Below are 17,898 nucleotides of genomic sequence, written 5' to 3'. Positions count from 1 at the left end.
TAAATAATCAAGTGAAATTTATTTATAATTTTATTCAATTTTTTATTGAATTGAATCTATTGTAACCTCAACACTATCACTCTGACCTTGATCGTCTGTAACAGATAGATGATATTTCCCGACCAATTTTGGTTGCCAAAACAAGGTTGTGTTGGGGGATGTTTGTCCAATAAAGACATTATTTGCAAACCAATATAATTGTGAAACATTGCCATCTGCATTCGCTGATAAAGCAATAGAAGTCTGCGAGTTATTTTCTGATTTCGAACGTAACATATAGGTTTGAAACGCATGAGGAGAACGTATATGAGGCGGACGAGTATTTTTATAGTCTTTTTTACAAGCTTGGTCAGCCGGAGGAGCACGATAAGATAGACCTGCTTTTTTAAAAAGAGATTGAATTTCAGAAGGCCAAAATTCATAAATTTCTGTATGAATTAATTTGCCTTCAAAAGGCGGGCATGCAACTTTGCCTGTTAAACTATCAATTTTAACAGGTTGATGTAATGTGCTTACTTTGATGGGGGACACGCCTGGGATAAACCAAGTATATCCTGTTTGTGGACACCAACGATTGGGTAAGTCACCACTAGCAAGACAGATTTGTACTTGCTTTAATCCTTTGGGTGGGTTCCAAGGGGATAAATCTCTAGCGGTGGTTACAGGTCGTAGCGCATCGATTATATTAAAAAATAAAGGTGCTGCGGTTTGAATGCCTGTTGAGTTGCTGTTGCTGGAATTATCAAAATTACCAATCCAAACGATTAAAACATAATGACTGAATAATCCCGCTGTCCAAGCATCACGAAAACCAGAGGAAGTTCCTGTTTTCCATGCAATTGGAAAAGGGGACGTAATTGCAGAGGTCGTTTCATCAGGGCGTTTATTTTGGGATAATATATCGAGAACCATAAAACGAGCAGCATCGCTGAATAGTTTTTCTCCATCTTGCACAGGATCGGTTGATAAAAAGCGTAAAGGGCGTAATTTGCCTTGATGGATCAACAAACCATATAATATGGCTTCTTGTTGCATAGTGATTTCTTCACCGCCCAGCGCCAGAGATAACCCATAATATTGTTGACTTTTAAGATGATGAACCTTTGCTTGGGTTAAAAATTGATAAAAATTAGGATTGGCTAATTTGGATTCAACCCAAACCGCAGGAATATTGCGACTTAGATTTAAAGCACGTGTTGCCGTTAAAGGACCTTCGAAATGTCCATCAAAATTTTCAGGAGCATATCCCGAAAAATTCATAGGGATATCGTATAAAATCGTTTGTGGGTGCAGAATACCTTGATCAAATCCTAAGCCATAAATAAATGGCTTTAATGATGATCCTGGTGATCTTCTGATGAAGGTGCCATTAATTTGACCTGCAATGACAGGATTATAGTAATTTGCTGATCCTACCATGGCTTTGACGCTCATGTCATTTGTATCCACTAATAAAGCGGCAGCATTTCGAACCCCAAATTGATGGTTTATGTTGGTAAAGTTTGTAATCTGCTGTTCTAGAAGATGCTGTATATTTAAATCCAACGTGGTGGGTATTGCATGTTGACTAGGATAGGCGTGTAAAACTTGCTCTACAAAATGCGGAGCTTCAAAAGGCAGTTTTGAGGTGGGTCTTATAGGTAAAGGTAATTGCATTAGGGCAGAAAGATTTTGATCTGTTGGGTAGGTTTCTTTCCATTTTTCATAGAGCTGAGCTCGGGTGTCCAGTAAGCGTTGATTGGTAACAAAACAATTCTCTTTTTGTTTACATTTTATTTTTAAATTAGGATCTTGAGGAATAATGGCCAGTAATAATGCTTCGGGAATAGTCAGTTGAGCTGCATTTTTATTAAAATAGATCAAGCTTGCTGTTTGAATACCTTCGACATTTCCACCATATGGAGCAAGGTTTAAATAGGCTTCTAAAATGGCATTTTTTGAATAGAAAAGTTCAAGTTGTGTCGCATAGTAAATTTGTTTTATTTTACCCCAAGGTGTTTTTGTATTGAGATTATAGAGTAATCGTGCAAGCTGCATGGTAATTGTTGAGCCGCCTTGGCGATGCCCATGTAAAACATAGGTAACCACCGCACCTCTGGCAATGCCATAAGGGTTTATACCCAAATGGTGATAAAACCATTGATCTTCATGCAGCAAAACAGCGTTGATTAAAGAAGGGGATATTTGACGGAGTGGCACCCATAATCGATAACGATCATCTTTAGCTAAAGTTAATCGTAATAGCTTTCCATGATGGTCTTGAATTATACGCGAAACAGGCAGTGTATCACGCAACGCTGGGTGCGGATAAATGCGACAGCCAATCATCAAAAGGATGATTAAGCTGCCTGCACAAATCCAGTTTTGCCACCTTTTAAGAAAACGAGTGGCAGAATTTATCGAAAGACAGATCATTTAGGCGAAGTAACCGTCAGATATCCACCTGAAAGTGATCTTGCTTGAATGGTTGGGTTATACATTCCTTCACCATAAGCAGGAGGAATAATATATTGTCCAGCATTGGTTGCTTTAATGCGATAGACATATTCCTGAATATTTTGCGTCACAGACGTATAAATAAGCACTTTATCCTCTTGTTTATTCACAAAGTCAGGATAGAACCCATTATTTTCTGTGTTTTCATTTTTAGTCACAAGATCAAACCCACCTGGAAGTAAATCCGTAATCGCGATATTTGCATGTGTTTTGTTATCGGTTGAACGGAATTTTACATGCACTAGGATTTCCTGACCAATCTTAACATTGGATATAGGATTATTCTTTTGATCGGTATAATCACGAATAATTTCCATTTGATGTTGAAGTGCTGTTTTAGGTAGATTTTGATCAAAGCCTCTTTGAATAACGCTATACCAAGCTTTATTACCTGATTTATTATCAAAATTTAATGCTGTTGTTGGGCCTTGTTGCCAGTTGAGAATTTGTATTCCATTTTTCATTTGGCTTGTTTTTAAGACCGTTGGTATATTTTGACCTTTCTCTGTTGAATCTTGTATCGCTTGGATCAACAAGTTTTGAGTATTGTCTTGCATATTTGCTGAATAGGCATCAAACGCCATCACCGTTAAAGATGACGATAAAGTGTTATAATACCCTTGTTCAATAGTGTTTAAAATATTGGTAAAGGTGTTTTTAGAGAGCATAGGTAAACTTTCTTGGAAATGTTGTGATAAGAGATAAAGAGTTGTTGCATCTTGTGCTAAATCCCCACTGTCATATCCTTCATAGTTCCATCCTATCGTTGATAATTTAGGATCACGCTGTAATCTTTTTAAAGGACCAGACATCATTTGTTGTGCAGCTTCATCTTGCTTCATTAATTTCATTGCAGAAGCCAGCCATGCTGCTGTTGAGTCCTGTTGCCATTCATCTTTATAGTGATTATTAAGATCCTTAACCAAGTTTGCTATTGGTGCAGTTGTGATAACGCCATGCTTTGTCAGTATATAAATTGCAAAGGCTTTATTGCGCATATCAGGTAAAGTAAGAGCATTTCCATTAACGGCATAATCTTTTAAATAAGAATATGCTTTGTCGAGGGCTGATGAAGAAACTTGCTTTCCTTGGTCGGCTGCATTTTGTAGGAAAAATGTAACATAGGTGGTGACAAAATTATCCGCATTTGGAGTTAATCTCCATAAACCAAAAGCACCAGCACTATTTTGTCTCTCTTGTAATGTCGAGATCGTTTGATCCAATGAATTGTTGAGTGTGTTGATTTGTTTAGGATCAGTTTGAGCAAAAATACTTTTTAGATTCGGATTATTTTGGATCGTAAGCAATGCAAACGCACGGCTGACCAATTGTTCAGAACAAGCATGTTCATAATTAATCAGATATGTTCCTAAACCTTGGATAATGACCATCGGTAAGTTAGAAAATGCAGCATAGTGCAAAGCATTATGTGGATAGACAGTGCGTAAATCTGTAAATTGTTTGCTTTGCCCTGCCCCAACACTGTTCATATCCACTTGTGTACGATACGTTGATGCAGGTCTCAATAAAACATGTGCGGTGGCATTCGTTGTGGATTGATTATAGTTAATCGAGAATAACAAATCTCCTGATCCAAGATTTTGGTTAAGCGCTTTGATACGGAATTTAACCGATGCATTCTGCTTTTCACCCAAAGATATTGTTTTATTAGTATCTCCGATTACTTGGAATTGAGAGGTAGTTTTCAAATGAATAGTGACTGGAACTTTTCGATGATTTAAATTTTCTAGATTATTGGCAACCATAACGCTGACTTCGCTTTCATCACCAGGGGTCAACGTTGTGGGTGCATTGGGTTTTAAAACAAAATCATCTCTGACAATGGTTTCTTGGCTGGTAACACCGATTCGTTGATCAGAAACAGACAATGCCATGACTTTTAATGTACCGTTAAAATAATCAGGGACATCATAGGTGAATTCTCTGGTGCCATTAATATCAACAATACCAGACCAGAACACAACAGATTTATCTTGCTTGCGTTTAAAAGGATTAACATGTTGTGTGAAAGGAGATTCATCATCTCCACCAGAGGAAGAGACAGATCTTAAAAGTTGACTAAATTCAGGAAGAATTTGATCTAAGATTTGCAAGGTTTGCACATCAAGCATTTTTTTGCTGAAGAAAAATCCCAAAGGATTAGGCAACTGATATTTCGAAACTTGTAAAATTCCTTTATCAACTGCCCATAAAATAACATGTGTCGGACGTTCCGATGTCACTGTAAAAGTTATTTTACGATCTTTCGTCACTTTGGGTGTTGTGATGGTTAAAGGATTTTTATGTTGTTCAAGATCAACTGAGAAAGGTACCACTCCGTAGCTGAGTGGGCTCATAAAGATTTCATCAGAAGATGGGTCTCGAATAAATTGCACATTAATATATCCATTACCATCTAAATTTTCTGGTACAGTAATATGTTGTATAGAGCTAGTGGTATCGGTATGGAACCATGTATGTGTATAGACTTTATCTTTTTCAATAGTGATGAGTCCACTACCTGTATAAGGAGCGCGGATTGCAATTTCGATTTGTTCACCAGGTTTATAAGATTTTTTATCAAGATGGATATTAAGCTCGGCATTACGTTCCAAAGAGCGGGATAAATTCCCTGCCCCAATAACAGAATAATTGATGCTATTAAGTTCGTGATTATTTTTATCTGTAATAACAATCTTATAGTCCCCAGCGTTTTTGGTATTAATGGGGAAATCACTGCCATTTTTTGCAATTGAGAATGGTGTTTCACTTAACGTCTTTTCTCTTAATTTTGATTCATATTTATAGAGTCCAGATGATTGTTTGACTAAAACAGAGACATAGCGTTTTTCAATTAATTTAAGTGTAAGGTCAGATAATGGAATTAACTCTGCGTATTGATTAATTGCAATTAAATGAACAGGTTTAACGGTGCTATTTATTTTGATATTGTTAATATCATCCGTTGAACGATATCCAATCATATAGTCGTTCGGAGAAACGATGGTGCGAGCAGTTGCCGCAACACTGCGTCCAGAATCTGGTTCATAGACTTGTCCAAGGAATGACAAAGAATAGCTGGCATTCGCATATTTTTTTAAGTTCAGATCAAAAATAGCTTTACCTTGATCGTTGGTAGTTCTTTCTTGCAGAGTATCTTCGAAACTTTCCTTTAAACGATCTGCAATACTAAATTGATAGTCTTTCCATTGTTCAAATTGGGGAATAAAAGGTGCTACTTTAATGCTTGCTTCGACACGTCTGTTACTGGCAGGAGTACCAAACAGATTTTGTGCTTCGATGATTGCTTTTAGTTGTTCAGGTTTTACCCATCCTTTAGGATTATTTTCTGAAAATTCAGATGAAACGCGTGTCTGTTCAGGAAGGAAATCTTTGACTTTAATCGTTGTAGACCCAATTTCTTGTGACCAGTCTTTGTCTTTTGGATCTATGGTTTGCAAGCTGATTTGCCAAGTTCCGTTGGGATCATTGTCGCCAATGGTTTCAGTGAATTCATTAAATCCATCTGAATCAACTTTTACAGTACGTTCATGACTTTTTCCTGTTGGATCAGTAATAACAATTTTTAGGGGTAGCCCTGTGATAGAATTATTCCAATCGGCAGCTTTGATGACCATGCCAATATGAAAATCTTCACCCGTTCGATAAATACCGCGATCAGAGAATAAGTAAGCGGAAATTTCTTTCTTATGAATGGTGTTAATATCCCCACCGATGTTAAATCGAGAGAAATCAAGTTGTCGGTTGGATGTATTCATCGGTAAGAAGGATAGATCATCATCTTTGGTAACAACGTAAAGAATGGGACGTTTATCTTTTGAATATCCTTGTAAGTTGGGAAAATGAACAACGCCAGAATCATCCGTTGTTTTCGTAATTAGTTTTTCGCCGTTTAATCCCATCACAGAAACATCAGCATTTGCAACAGGGTTTCCATCGTTAATAGATTGAATAAAGACATCTTGACTGCCATCAAGAGATTTCTTAACAATCATTCCCAAGTCTGTAATAACAATAAGACGGCTGTCATTTGGAGATGCATTTTCTTTATCTCCTTCCGATTCATTATCATCACTATCTGTATCAGATGGATTGGAAGGCGTAGAACCCAAAGCAAAAGTTCTTTGATTATTTTGTTTATCTTGTAAGCGCTTTGATCGTCTTGCTTGTATTTCTGCTTGTTTATCATATTCAGACAAATGAAGAATAAAGATGCCATGAAGTCCTTTGTGAAGGTAAGAAGAAAGATCAAATCCATCATAACGAATGTCATGAGAAGGGTGATTACCAAAGCTGATTTTTTGTTGATAGCGATTAATAATGTGATCTTCTGTAAATGGATAGCTAAAACTTACTTGATTATAATCATCATTATTGCGAAAGCTGACTAAATGTTGAAGCTGGTTTGGACGAATCTGTCCGATAACCATCTGAATACCGGTTAAATTCTGAGATGCGACAGAGACGTTGTTGCTACCATGCAAGGATAATAAAGCACCGTCTGACATAAAATTTAAGCGTTTAGGGTAATCTGGTGTGCTGAGAATAGTTGAATAAGGATTGCCAAGAACATATCCCCCCGTAGATTGTATCCCCGTATTAATTTGGACAAGAATTTGTTGGTTTGGATCAGCTTTATATTTGAAGCTTTGTAGTGCTTGAGCATTATTTTCAGCAGGGATTAGATTTAATTTTAAAGGGGTAAAATGACTGATTGTCTGAGGTGTTAATGTTTTTACATTCCATGCAGGATCTTCATCTTTTAAGCGGGGTAAAATCCAAGCAGAAATATTGTGAGAAACTTGTTCGTCATTGACTGGAGAGTTAAATTCAACTTCTAAAATTTGGGCAGAGTTATTTTTTTCATCGGTAACAATCTGTGAACTCAGATTATCTACGCTTAGGGTATATTTGCTGGGCACATTCACAAAAGTGTTGAGTTTATTTGCAAGGGTGCCATACCCTAATTGTGAAGTTGTTCCTGGATCAATGGTCAATTCTAATTGGCTGTCATGTTCAGGAATAGGGAGATTGTCAGAAGATATGGTGGCTGTTAATTTTTGTTTATCATAAACAACCGTAAAAGGAATGTTCTTGCTGATTTTTTTTGTTTTTGTTTTGTCTTTTTCGCCAGAAAACAAAGAAGAACTTTGTTTTTTAATATATGAATTTAATGATAAATGAATGTTTTTTTCAAAGCTGATCGGATCAACAAGCATATTAAAGTTAATGGTAAAAACACCTTTTTTAACCATTGGGTTTTGGTCATCTTGTTGAAATGCTTTTGACATAATTTTGGCATCAAAAGCCACCGTTGTAAATTCAACTGTTGGGGTTGTATCATTGACATCCTTGGCACTACGAACAATGACGTTTGGATTAAATTCTTGAGGTTTAGCAAAATCAATCTGATAAGTTTTGCCCGCAGACCAATCTGTTTGTGGTTGAAAAGTTAAAGCATGGTCACTGACCCAGCGCCATGTTCCTTTGATTTCTGGAGAGATTGGAAATATATTTGGAAAAGTTTTGCCAACTTTGTCCAAAGGAGCCGCAGAGCCAGAAAAATTGACTTTCAACGGATAAATGGTTGGTGGTGTCTTTTTATAATCTGTAAGAGAAGGCGCAATCGCATAAATTTTGATTAAATTTGGAATAGGAGGGATTGGACGATTTTTATACCAATATATTCCATAAGAAAAAATACCAATGAGTGCTAGACATAAAGGAGCGGTATAAGCAACTTGCTTTTTCTTATGGCATATAAAATGCCAGCAAGAAGATAACCATTTGGGAGGTGCCCAGTTCAACTGAATTTGACCAATAATCGGTCTAAGAATAAAGAAAAATAATTTCCAGAAAATAAGGAGAATTTTGAGAGGCAATAAGCAAATAAAACGTAAAAATGGCATAAAATTCACCTTTATTCTTTTTTTATACAGGACTACTATTTATTCATTAAATAAATCCTATTTGCAATAGTATAATGATGAATATAAATGATATTTATTTCTTAATTAAAATATGTGATTAAAAATTAACGGTTATTGATTTAAAAATAACTGTATTTGATCAATAAAATAAGATTCCAAAGGGGAAAGCATCAAGATTATTGTTCGCTCGTCATTATATTGATAACACTATGTAAATTCAGATATTATTGAATAGAGCTATGATAGTATTTGCGAAGTTCCTCTTTCCACGTTTTTTTGATACCAATATTTTTTTCATCAGTAACATCGTCAATGAACCAGCGATTATTTGAGTTAATCAGATTAAAGTAAGTATGTTGTTGACCAGGTCGATCGGTTGTAAATACATCATCCTTTTGAAAAGTGTCACTGCCATTCATGACAAAATCGAAAGACACTTTTACCCGTGCTGTATGTGCAGTTTCTTGCAGAATTTCAATATTCCTTACAATCAGACCATCCATTGTATCTTGGCAATTACAGATAAAATCATAATCCATAACGCTGCCGTCCCCTTGTGCAGAGGTTAATTTTTCGTCTTCTTTGATGACTTTTAAAAAATCAGGTGAAAAAAATTGCTTATTTTTAAAATCCGTCCGATCAAACCCGATATCATTTGATTCACTGTCTGGACTTGGTTGATAAAAGGAGTAAATTTGTTTGATTATTTCTGTTGGGCTGGATTGGGCATAGGCGTGCGTTTGAAAAAGAAACAATGTTCCTATTAAGGCAGTAATCCCACAATATGTCTTCATAAGATTAAAGTGATTTATCAGCATTTTCAACAACACCTAGGATGGATGAGGTAATAAAAAAAGAAGAGTATATTTTTAAGCAATAGTGATCTTCTTTTATAATACTGAATTTGTATGGTTAATCTATAGTTATTTAGTGGGGAACGTATTCATTGCATGTATTGTGTCATCAAAAGAAACCAATTTTCCATCTGATCCCAGTCCCATTGCGACTTTTGCTGCAACAGCAGAGGCAAAACGAGCAGATTGATGTAAATCCCATCCTTTTACCAAACCAACAATAATTCCTGCGCTAAAACTATCACCACAACCTGTCGTATCAACAACTTGGATATCATAGGCAGGAAGTGTAAAATCTTTTCCTGATTGTGGGGATACATAAACACCATCCCCGCCCATGGTTAAGACAATATTTTTAGCACCTAGCTTTTTATAAAACTGGGCGATTTCTTTAGGATCGGTAAGATGAGACATTTCGCCAGCCTCTTCGATACTAGGAATAAAATAATCAATATAAGGTAAACAAGGCTCAACTAGCGCAAAAGTTTTTGCGCTGGCTCCGATAAGATCATACGTCGTTATGCGACCTAACTCTTTTGCCTTTTTTAATAATTTAACGGTTGGCTCTCCATCAAATGATTTTAAAAGACCTGTTCCGCCTACATGGATAATTTTGGCATCTAAAACCTTGTCATATTCAGATTCATCAACATTAAAAATCGCCGATGCCCCCATCACATGTAACGCGGGTCTGCCACCGCTTTCAGGAATGGGTAAAATGGATGCAGAGGTTTGTGCTTTATCCGTTTGTTTGATAAGCGAACAATCCACCCCAAATCCAGTTAGTTTTGAACGGATATAATCCCCCATATCGTCTTTGCCAACCGTGAAAACACCTTGTACTGAAACACCCAAGATACCGCAATCCATCGCTGTTGCCCCTGCAGTTCCAGCAACCGTCATGCGAATTTGATCGATAAGTTCGAGTTTGCCTTCTGGCGGAATAGCTTTAATAGGTCGACCTAATATATCAACATCGCATAGCCCAATGGAGCTTACATCAAAGCGTGTCATTTCTATATTCCTTTCATTGATGATTATTTAATTAATCCGCGTGACCATAATTGCTGATTTTATCAACAATAGCAGCGATTTGATCTTGAGATAAAACTCTGGGCTTTCCTAATTGCAGAACCCCGTGAAATTGCTTTGCAAGCGTTTCTACTTCTACAGCCAACCATAATGCTTTGGATAAATTTGCGCCAACGGCGATAATGCCATGATGTTCTAATAAACAGGCTTTGCGCCCTTCTAAGGCTTTTAACGCTTGATGAGACAGGGCTTTTGTGCCAAAAGTTTCATAAGGTGCACAGCGAATATTGTCGCCTCCTGCAACGGCGATCATATAATGAATGGCTGGTATATCCATTCCCATAATAGAGATAATGGTTGAATAAGTCGGATGCGCGTGAACAACAGCATTGACCTCTGGTCGTGCGTTTAAAATGTCTAAATGAAAGCGCCATTCGCTGGATGGTTTCAAAGACCCTTTGACAGAACCATCCATTTTCATACGAACAATAGTTTCAGGCTTTAACTGTTTATAAGGGACACTGGTGGGGGTAATTAATAAATAATCTTCGTGACGAACACTGATATTTCCAGACGTTCCTTGATTAATTCCAAGACGATTCATTTCAAGGCATGCTTCGATAATTGCACATCTTTTTTCGAGTTCAATAGGAGAAATATTCTGAGACACTCAATAACTCTTCATGTTAATTTTTTCGATATAAGCAGCCCCATCAAAAATAATACATGTTCGTTAAGATTATTTTATAATGGTGAATGCTCTAAGGAAGAGTATCTTGTATTCAGAAAATTTAGAAATAACTATTATTTTACTAATGTTATTTTATAATTAAATATATCTTAAATGTAGGAATTGGTCGCGTTGTTTACAGTGATATGGAATATTACTGTAAACAACGCGACCAATTCCTACATTTAAATACTTAAACTTTCCAACGTAATCCAGAAAGTCGCTTTTCACCCAAAACAGACGGCTGATAAGCCTCGCTAAAATCATTCATTGCTTTTTGCCAGCTTTGTATGTTGGCTGTGTCTGGCAAAGAAACAGTTGTAAAACCTACACGAATTAAAAACTGATATTGATCGGATAAAATATGACCAGTTGCTCTGAGCTCGCCTGTAAATTTTAATTGTTCACGAATTTTACGTGCTTGTGAAAATGCTCTACCATCTTTAAAAGTAGGAAAATGAAGAACAATTAACTCTAACCGATCAACATAAGGTTTCAATGCTTCAATATCTTGATCACAAGGAAACATCACCCCTAAAGGTTGAGAAATTGTATTGATATCAATTTCTGACAAATACGTAAACGGCACAATGATTGATTCTTGAGGCAAAGGAGAAGGAATATCTCCCTCTAGCACTGTCCAAGAATCAGGCATGATTTCTCCATTTTTAAGCAGTGGCATAAATAATCTCCTTAAATGGTGTGGTGCCAAGACGGCGATAGGTATCAATAAAATGTTCGTTTTCTTGACGCTGTTCTAGATAGAAGTAAATCAATTTTTCAACCGCTTTGACAACGTCCTCTGCCTTTACCGCAGCACCAAGGATTGAGCCAATCGCTGCGCCTTCTTTATAAGAAGACCCACCAAGTTTAATTTGGTAAAATTCTTCACCTTTTTTATCAACACCCAACACACCGATATTCATAATGTGATGATGCGCACACGAGTTAATACAACCGTCAACCCCAATATTTACTGGTCCAATTTTCTCTTGTAATTCAGGATCTTCGAATAATGCTGCAATTTGTTTAGCCACTGGGATAGAGCGTGCATTTGCAAGCGCACAATAATCCATACCCGGGCAACAAACAATATCTGTAATCAATCCTAAGTTAGCAGTTGCCAAACGATGTTCTTTTAACCCTTGCCAAAGCGCATATAGTTTGTCTTTTTGCACATGTCCCAATACCACATTTTGTAAATGTGTTACTCGAACCTCACCAAAAGCGTATTCATCTGCCAAATCTGCCAGTGCGCGCATTTGTTCAGTTGACGCATCGCCAGGCGTTTGCCCAACTTCCTTAAGCGCAACCACTGCGGCGATATAATCCTCATGGAAATGAGGATGGGTATTATTTTTTACCCAACGATCAAATTCTTTATCTTGCTGACGATGTTTTGCTAAAACCTCAGAAGCTCCAGGATGATTTTCCAAATCTGGGCAACCAAATTGTGCTTGGATTTGAGCAACAAGCTCATCAGACAAACGATATTGATCGAGATCCATCGTTGCAAATTCTTTTTCAACTTGCTCACGATACGCATCAATTCCAAGATTTTCGACCAAGATTTTAATCCGTGATTTATACAGATTATTTCGTGATCCATGTAAATTATAAACACGGATAATTGCCTCTATATAAGCCAATAAATGTTCAGGGGGCAAATCATCACGAATGACTTTTCCTTTGTATGGAATACGCCCCAAACCTCCACCAACCCAAACTTCAAAGACGGGTTTTTGTTCATCATTTAAATGTGTTAAAATACCAATATCATAAAAACATGCTGCCACACGATCAACAGGTGACCCACTGATTGCTATTTTGAACTTGCGAGGTAAAAATGTAAATTCAGGATGCAACGTTGACCATTGACGCATAATTTCTGCGTAAACACGAGGATCAAGAATCTCATCCTCTGCTAGCCCTGCAAATTCATCACTGGTTATATTGCGAATACAATTCCCACTGGTTTGTAACGCATGCATTTCCACGGATGCTAGGTGCGTTAAAATATCTGGCACTTCTTCCAATTTTATCCAATGGAACTGAATATTTTGACGGGTTGTAAAATGTCCATAACCACGATCATAATATTGCGAAACATAAGCCAACCCCCGCAACATTGTCGAAGATAAAATTCCATAAGGAATTGCAACACGCAGCATATAAGAATGAAGTTGCAAATAAACCCCATTCATTAAACGTAACGGTTTGAATTCATCTTCGGATAATTCACCACTTATTCTACGTTCAATTTGAGAGCGAAATTGATTGATACGTTCTTTTAAAAATTGATGGTCAATAGCATCATAATTATACCGACCAACAGCCAAAGAAGGATTGGGATTTTGAGGAATATTATTCATTGAGTATTGTTCTTGTACAGATCTAGGATTAAATTCAGGATGTGTGCTGGGGCCAAAAGCCCTGACTTTTTCTCGGGTTGTCTGAGGAATTAAATTGGAATTTAATTCAACCGCATAAGGATCAAGGATATACTGTGACAAAACATCTTTTTGTGCTTGTTGTTGAGCTGTTTCCACATCAACTTTAGAAGAAAATATTTGACCTTCCTCTAATAAGATACTCCAATAACCTTGTGCTGTAAGCCACACAACGCGCCCATCAGCAAAACGGTTTGCTGTCAGCACAAACAAAGTTTCCTCCTGTGTATTTTGATCCTTAGAAGTCACAATATGATGTCCTTATTAGATTTTGATAATTAGTTAATAATACTATATACTCTTATCTGCATAATATACAAATAAATTAATGAGTATTCATATACTACAAAAAAATATAGTGAAAGGTCAAAAGAACCTTTCACTAAAAAATACGATCATTATACCTTATAGTATAAACAGAACTAACGGTTCATAAGCACTGGCAAACTCGCATTCTCTAACATATAGCTGGTTACACCACCCAGAATAATTTGTTTCCAACGGGGATGAGAATAAGCACCCATACATAATAGATCAGCATTAAAATCCTTACACGCAGCGATCATGCTTTCGCCAGTATGTCTGTCGCCTTTGATTGTACAAAGCTCTACATTGAGATCATTAAATTTTAAATAATCAACAATATCTTGGATGTTCCCACCTCTATCTGCAAAATCCTCACTATATAAAATCGCAACTTGTTCGGTCGTGCCCATCCATCTTAATGCTGCGTGTAACGCTGCGGCGGATTCTGCACTGCCATTCCATGCAATACATACGCGCTTGCCAATACTGGTTGGTTTCTCTTTGGGCGCAATCAAAATTGGGCGTCCACTTTCAAACAATAATGCGTGTAACATTTCTGAAGACGAAATATGCGCACCAGAATTAGGGTGGGTGACCACTGTAATATCTGATAAACGAGACCAATAGGTTGCCACGTCGTTTTCTCTGCCTGTCAGAGCGGTAAAACTGGCTGTCTTGCCTGTTTCTGCGACCTGGTTATTACCCCAATTCACAAGTTTGATATTATTCTCATCAACAAAAGCATCGAAACTTTGACGGGCAAATTTTAATCGTTTCATTCCCTCATGCTCTGCAATATTCATAACTTCCTCGATCATCGTTCCAGACAGACCTTCACCTGTCAAAGGAATCACATCTTTTTTATCAGGACGAATATGTAAAACAGCTAAATGCGCATCGTAATTCTGAGATAACAAATAAGCAGTTGCTAATGTTGCATCTGTTAAAGGTGTTCCTTGGAGAGGCACAAGAATTTTTTTGACGTTAAGCATAATTAAGATACTCCTAAAAAAACCGATGATGAGGACTGCATATACAAAATTTAAAAGATATTCCAATCTAAGAAATGACGATATTACTATATTCCTCATATAAACCTTTATAGATTACCAGTATCTGTTGAAAATATCCAATAATTTTGTTGCTTTTACTTACCTGTAACCTAAATAGCGACGAACGTTACAACAACTCATTATTTATGCGTTACATCTCTGTATACGACCTAAGGTCAGGACTCATTCATTGAGAACACCTGCAGGGATGTATATTGCGGAGAGGAAGGTATGAGCGTATCGGTCATATCTCGTGGCGATACGTCTCCGATCCTTGAGTTTTGCAAATATATTCTCAACCTTATGACATAATTTATGGTCTTGTCGCAAATTTAATTATGTATTTTAGTATGATATAAAAATGGAGTGAGTATTTATATTTAGGATTGATTTATGTCTATTGATATCTATAGCAAGCTTATATTAAGATCTAGGGATGATTTTAAAGGTCGCCACTTTAGTGGGTTGATGATTATCCAAGCGGTAAACTGGTATTTACGCTATTGTCTTAGCTATCGAGACATTGAGGAATTGTTTTTAGAGCGTGGAGTAAGCGTTGATCATAGCACGTTAAACCATTGGGTATTACGCTATGCACCACTATTAGAAAAGCGATTAAGAAGCTATATAAAACCTCATTGTGGTGAGGTGAGGATTGATGAAACCTATATCAAGGTAAAAGGTCAGTGGAAGTATCTATATAGAGCCACTGATAAAGAAGGCACAGCTATTGATTTCTTGTTAACAGCTAAAAGAAATATCAAAGCAGCGCAACGTTTCTTTAGAAAGGCGTTTAAAAAAGATGGTCTATTCGCTCCAACTCATATTGGAACTGTTAAAACCTGTTATACCAATCGGATTAACCAAAAGTTCACCAAGCCAGCTTGCCCTCAAACCAATGGCAAAGCAGAGCGCGTCATTCGCACACTCATGGAAATGTGGCATGAGCGTGAATTGTTCGTCAATGCTCAGGATCGAAAGTTAAAGTTGAAACGATTCATTAATTATTATAACATTGTTAAACCTCATAAAGGCATTCAAGAAAAAACACCCTATGAGGTCTTAGGTGGTTATTTTAAACAAAATCTGTAAACAACGCGAACAATCCCTACAAATTGATCTTATCCTTATCATTGATATATTATGGAGAATAATAATGAAAACTTACAAAGACCATGTTCACACCGTCCTTCAAGAAAATCTTAAAACTTTGACAGCTGTTAATCCCGAACAGGTACAACAACTTATCAAAGAAATTCAGCAAGCGAAGACCATTCAACTCTATGGTATGGGCAGAATGCAATTATCCGTACGTGGATTTGCAATGCGACTAAAACATATGGGTTTTGATAGTTACGTTGTTTATGACACCACAACCCCTTGTATTGGCAACGGAGACCTTTTAATTGTGCATTGTGCGGTCACAAATGTAGAATTGAATGTCATTCAACTGGCTAAAAAGGTTGGTGCAAGAATTGTTTTATTAACAGCACATCCCGAAAATGAACATGGTCAATATGCAGATCTATGCGTTCATATACCAGGACAAATCTTTGGAATCAATTCAGAAATTCACTCTGTGCAACCCATGTCCACTTTATTAGAACAATCTTTATTTTTATTCACGGACATTATCACCATGATGCTGATGGAGCAATGCAACATATCTCTCGAAAAAATGAAAAATCAACATACAAACCTAGAAGGTCTGTCAGGAGATTTTGCATAAATCATAACAAAATAAGGATAATATTGTATTACCCTTTATCGATTATAAAGCAGTCACAAAAGCAACAAAACCAAATAGAATTCCTGGTGCGTTGGCTACTGCAACAGGCCAGTCTTTGACCTTAACCCCGTACCATACCCAAATTGTACAATTCACCATCGCTGCCGCAGGCTGCCATGGTTGGGCAACATGCCCGTGTAAATTATCCAAAATCTGTGGAATATAAAAAAAATACATACAACAAGCTGTAAATGTTCCTATCCATCCAATGAGGTGTGTATAATCTGGAAGCTTTTTATTCTGCATTTTCAACCTTAAATCCAATATATTAATCTAAGCAATTATAAAGTGTTAGTTTTAAGTATTCCCCTCAGTAAACGTTATTTTATTTGATAAAAGACCTTGAAATGTTAAAAATAGTTGAGGGTTCTTGTATTGAATATACCATGACATTGGTTGAATCACTCATTCTATTTTATATATCAGGTTTATATATCAGGGAGAAATTTGATGAAACTTCAAAATAAGGTCATTTTAGTCACAGGTGCAGCACAAGGAATTGGGCGTGGAATTGCTTTGCGTCTTGCCAAAGAAGGTGCCAATATCGGGATTGTAGACCTTAAAAAAGAACAATTAGAAAATGTCGCCCAAGAAATCCAACAACTCGGAAGAAAAGCAACCATTTGTGTTACAGACATCAGTGATCGAGATGCTGTTTTCGCTGCAGTCGCTCATACAGAAAAAACACTTGGTGGTTTTGATGTAATGATTAATAACGCCGGAATTGCTTCTATTCAACCCTTAGCAGAAGTTACTCCTGCAGATATGGATCGCATTTTTAAAATCAATGTAAATGGTGTTTTATGGGGAATTCAAGCTGCTTCTGAAAAATTCAAAGAACGTAAGCAAAAAGGGAAAATTATTAATGCCTCCTCTATTGCTGGTCATGATGCGATGGCAATCCTTGGCATTTATTCAGCAACTAAATTTGCGGTCCGCGCATTAACACAAACCGCCGCAAAGGAATATGCGTCGGCTGGAATCACCGTCAATTCCTATTGCCCAGGAATTGTTGGAACCGATATGTGGGTTGAAATTGATAATCGTTTTTCTGAAATCACAGGAGTAGCCAAAGGCGAAACTTATCAAAAAATGATCGATTTAATCGCATTAGGTCGTGCGCAAACACCTGATGACGTCGCAGCCTTAGTCGCTTTTTTAAGTAGCGATGATGCAGATTATATTACAGGTCAATCGATTATTACCGACGGTGGTATTGTCTATCGCTAACTCACTAA

13 protein-coding genes are annotated in these 17,898 nt (G+C 36.9%); 3 read left to right on the top strand and 10 right to left on the bottom strand.

Going from position 1 to position 17,898, the window contains the following annotated elements; genetic code table 11:
- Positions 1 to 42: 42 nt before the first annotated feature.
- The 9 genes from pbpC to QJV33_RS12010 form a co-directional block, all read right to left on the bottom strand.
- Positions 43 to 2,415 carry a penicillin-binding protein 1C gene (pbpC, locus tag QJV33_RS05450; protein ID WP_281462362.1) on the bottom strand — a complete coding sequence of 791 codons (2,373 nt, stop codon included), beginning with the start codon at positions 2,413 to 2,415 and terminating at the stop codon, positions 43 to 45.
- Positions 2,412 to 8,426 carry an alpha-2-macroglobulin family protein gene (locus tag QJV33_RS05445; RefSeq protein ID WP_281462361.1) on the bottom strand — a complete coding sequence of 2,005 codons (6,015 nt, stop codon included), beginning with the start codon at positions 8,424 to 8,426 and terminating at the stop codon, positions 2,412 to 2,414. Before QJV33_RS05445 ends, pbpC begins: the two co-directional genes overlap by 4 nt.
- A 245-nt stretch (positions 8,427 to 8,671) precedes the next feature.
- Complete coding sequence (locus tag QJV33_RS05440) at positions 8,672 to 9,265, bottom strand: DUF3828 domain-containing protein (protein WP_281462360.1); 594 nt, start codon at positions 9,263 to 9,265, stop codon at positions 8,672 to 8,674.
- 105 nt (positions 9,266 to 9,370) lie between these two features.
- Positions 9,371 to 10,315 carry a carbohydrate kinase family protein gene (locus QJV33_RS05435; protein ID WP_281462359.1) on the bottom strand — a complete coding sequence of 315 codons (945 nt, stop codon included), beginning with the start codon at positions 10,313 to 10,315 and terminating at the stop codon, positions 9,371 to 9,373.
- A 31-nt stretch (positions 10,316 to 10,346) separates the two neighbouring features.
- Entirely contained in the window at positions 10,347 to 11,003 is a 657-nt protein-coding gene (locus QJV33_RS05430) for a class II aldolase/adducin family protein (RefSeq protein WP_281462358.1), read from the bottom strand.
- 253 nt (positions 11,004 to 11,256) lie between these two features.
- Complete coding sequence (locus QJV33_RS05425; protein WP_281462357.1) at positions 11,257 to 11,745, bottom strand: DUF934 domain-containing protein; 489 nt, start codon at positions 11,743 to 11,745, stop codon at positions 11,257 to 11,259.
- Positions 11,732 to 13,762 carry a DUF2849 domain-containing protein gene (locus QJV33_RS05420; protein ID WP_281462356.1) on the bottom strand — a complete coding sequence of 677 codons (2,031 nt, stop codon included), beginning with the start codon at positions 13,760 to 13,762 and terminating at the stop codon, positions 11,732 to 11,734. Before QJV33_RS05420 ends, QJV33_RS05425 begins: the two co-directional genes overlap by 14 nt.
- Positions 13,763 to 13,935: 173 nt before the next feature.
- Positions 13,936 to 14,811: a universal stress protein gene (locus tag QJV33_RS05415; RefSeq protein ID WP_281462355.1), complete on the bottom strand. Its 876-nt coding sequence runs from the start codon at positions 14,809 to 14,811 to the stop codon at positions 13,936 to 13,938.
- A 243-nt stretch (positions 14,812 to 15,054) separates the two neighbouring features.
- Positions 15,055 to 15,201, bottom strand: coding sequence for a transposase (locus QJV33_RS12010; RefSeq protein WP_408869648.1), 147 nt, complete (start codon positions 15,199 to 15,201; stop codon positions 15,055 to 15,057).
- A gap of 63 nt (positions 15,202 to 15,264) precedes the next feature.
- On the opposite strand from QJV33_RS12010, the gene QJV33_RS05410 reads away from it, so the two are divergent.
- Both QJV33_RS05410 and QJV33_RS05405 read left to right on the top strand, forming a co-directional pair.
- Positions 15,265 to 15,963 (top strand): IS6 family transposase, encoded by a 699-nt coding sequence (locus QJV33_RS05410; RefSeq protein WP_281462354.1) that lies wholly within the window; start codon positions 15,265 to 15,267, stop codon positions 15,961 to 15,963.
- Positions 15,964 to 16,027: 64 nt separating this feature from the next.
- Positions 16,028 to 16,600: an SIS domain-containing protein gene (locus tag QJV33_RS05405; protein ID WP_281462353.1), complete on the top strand. Its 573-nt coding sequence runs from the start codon at positions 16,028 to 16,030 to the stop codon at positions 16,598 to 16,600.
- A gap of 42 nt (positions 16,601 to 16,642) precedes the next feature.
- Here the strand turns inward: QJV33_RS05405 and QJV33_RS05400 are convergent, their stop codons facing one another.
- Positions 16,643 to 16,906 carry a hypothetical protein gene (locus QJV33_RS05400; RefSeq protein ID WP_281462352.1) on the bottom strand — a complete coding sequence of 88 codons (264 nt, stop codon included), beginning with the start codon at positions 16,904 to 16,906 and terminating at the stop codon, positions 16,643 to 16,645.
- A gap of 204 nt (positions 16,907 to 17,110) precedes the next feature.
- Here QJV33_RS05400 and QJV33_RS05395 point away from each other — a divergent pair, with 204 nt between their 5' ends.
- A complete protein-coding gene (locus QJV33_RS05395) occupies positions 17,111 to 17,890 on the top strand; it encodes an acetoin reductase (protein WP_281462351.1) in 780 nt (259 codons plus the stop codon).
- Positions 17,891 to 17,898: the final 8 nt, after the last annotated feature.

Source organism: Commensalibacter nepenthis, from assembly GCF_029953305.1.
Lineage (GTDB): Bacteria > Pseudomonadota > Alphaproteobacteria > Acetobacterales > Acetobacteraceae > Commensalibacter > Commensalibacter nepenthis.
This window is presented reverse-complemented; position numbering and strand designations above follow the sequence as displayed.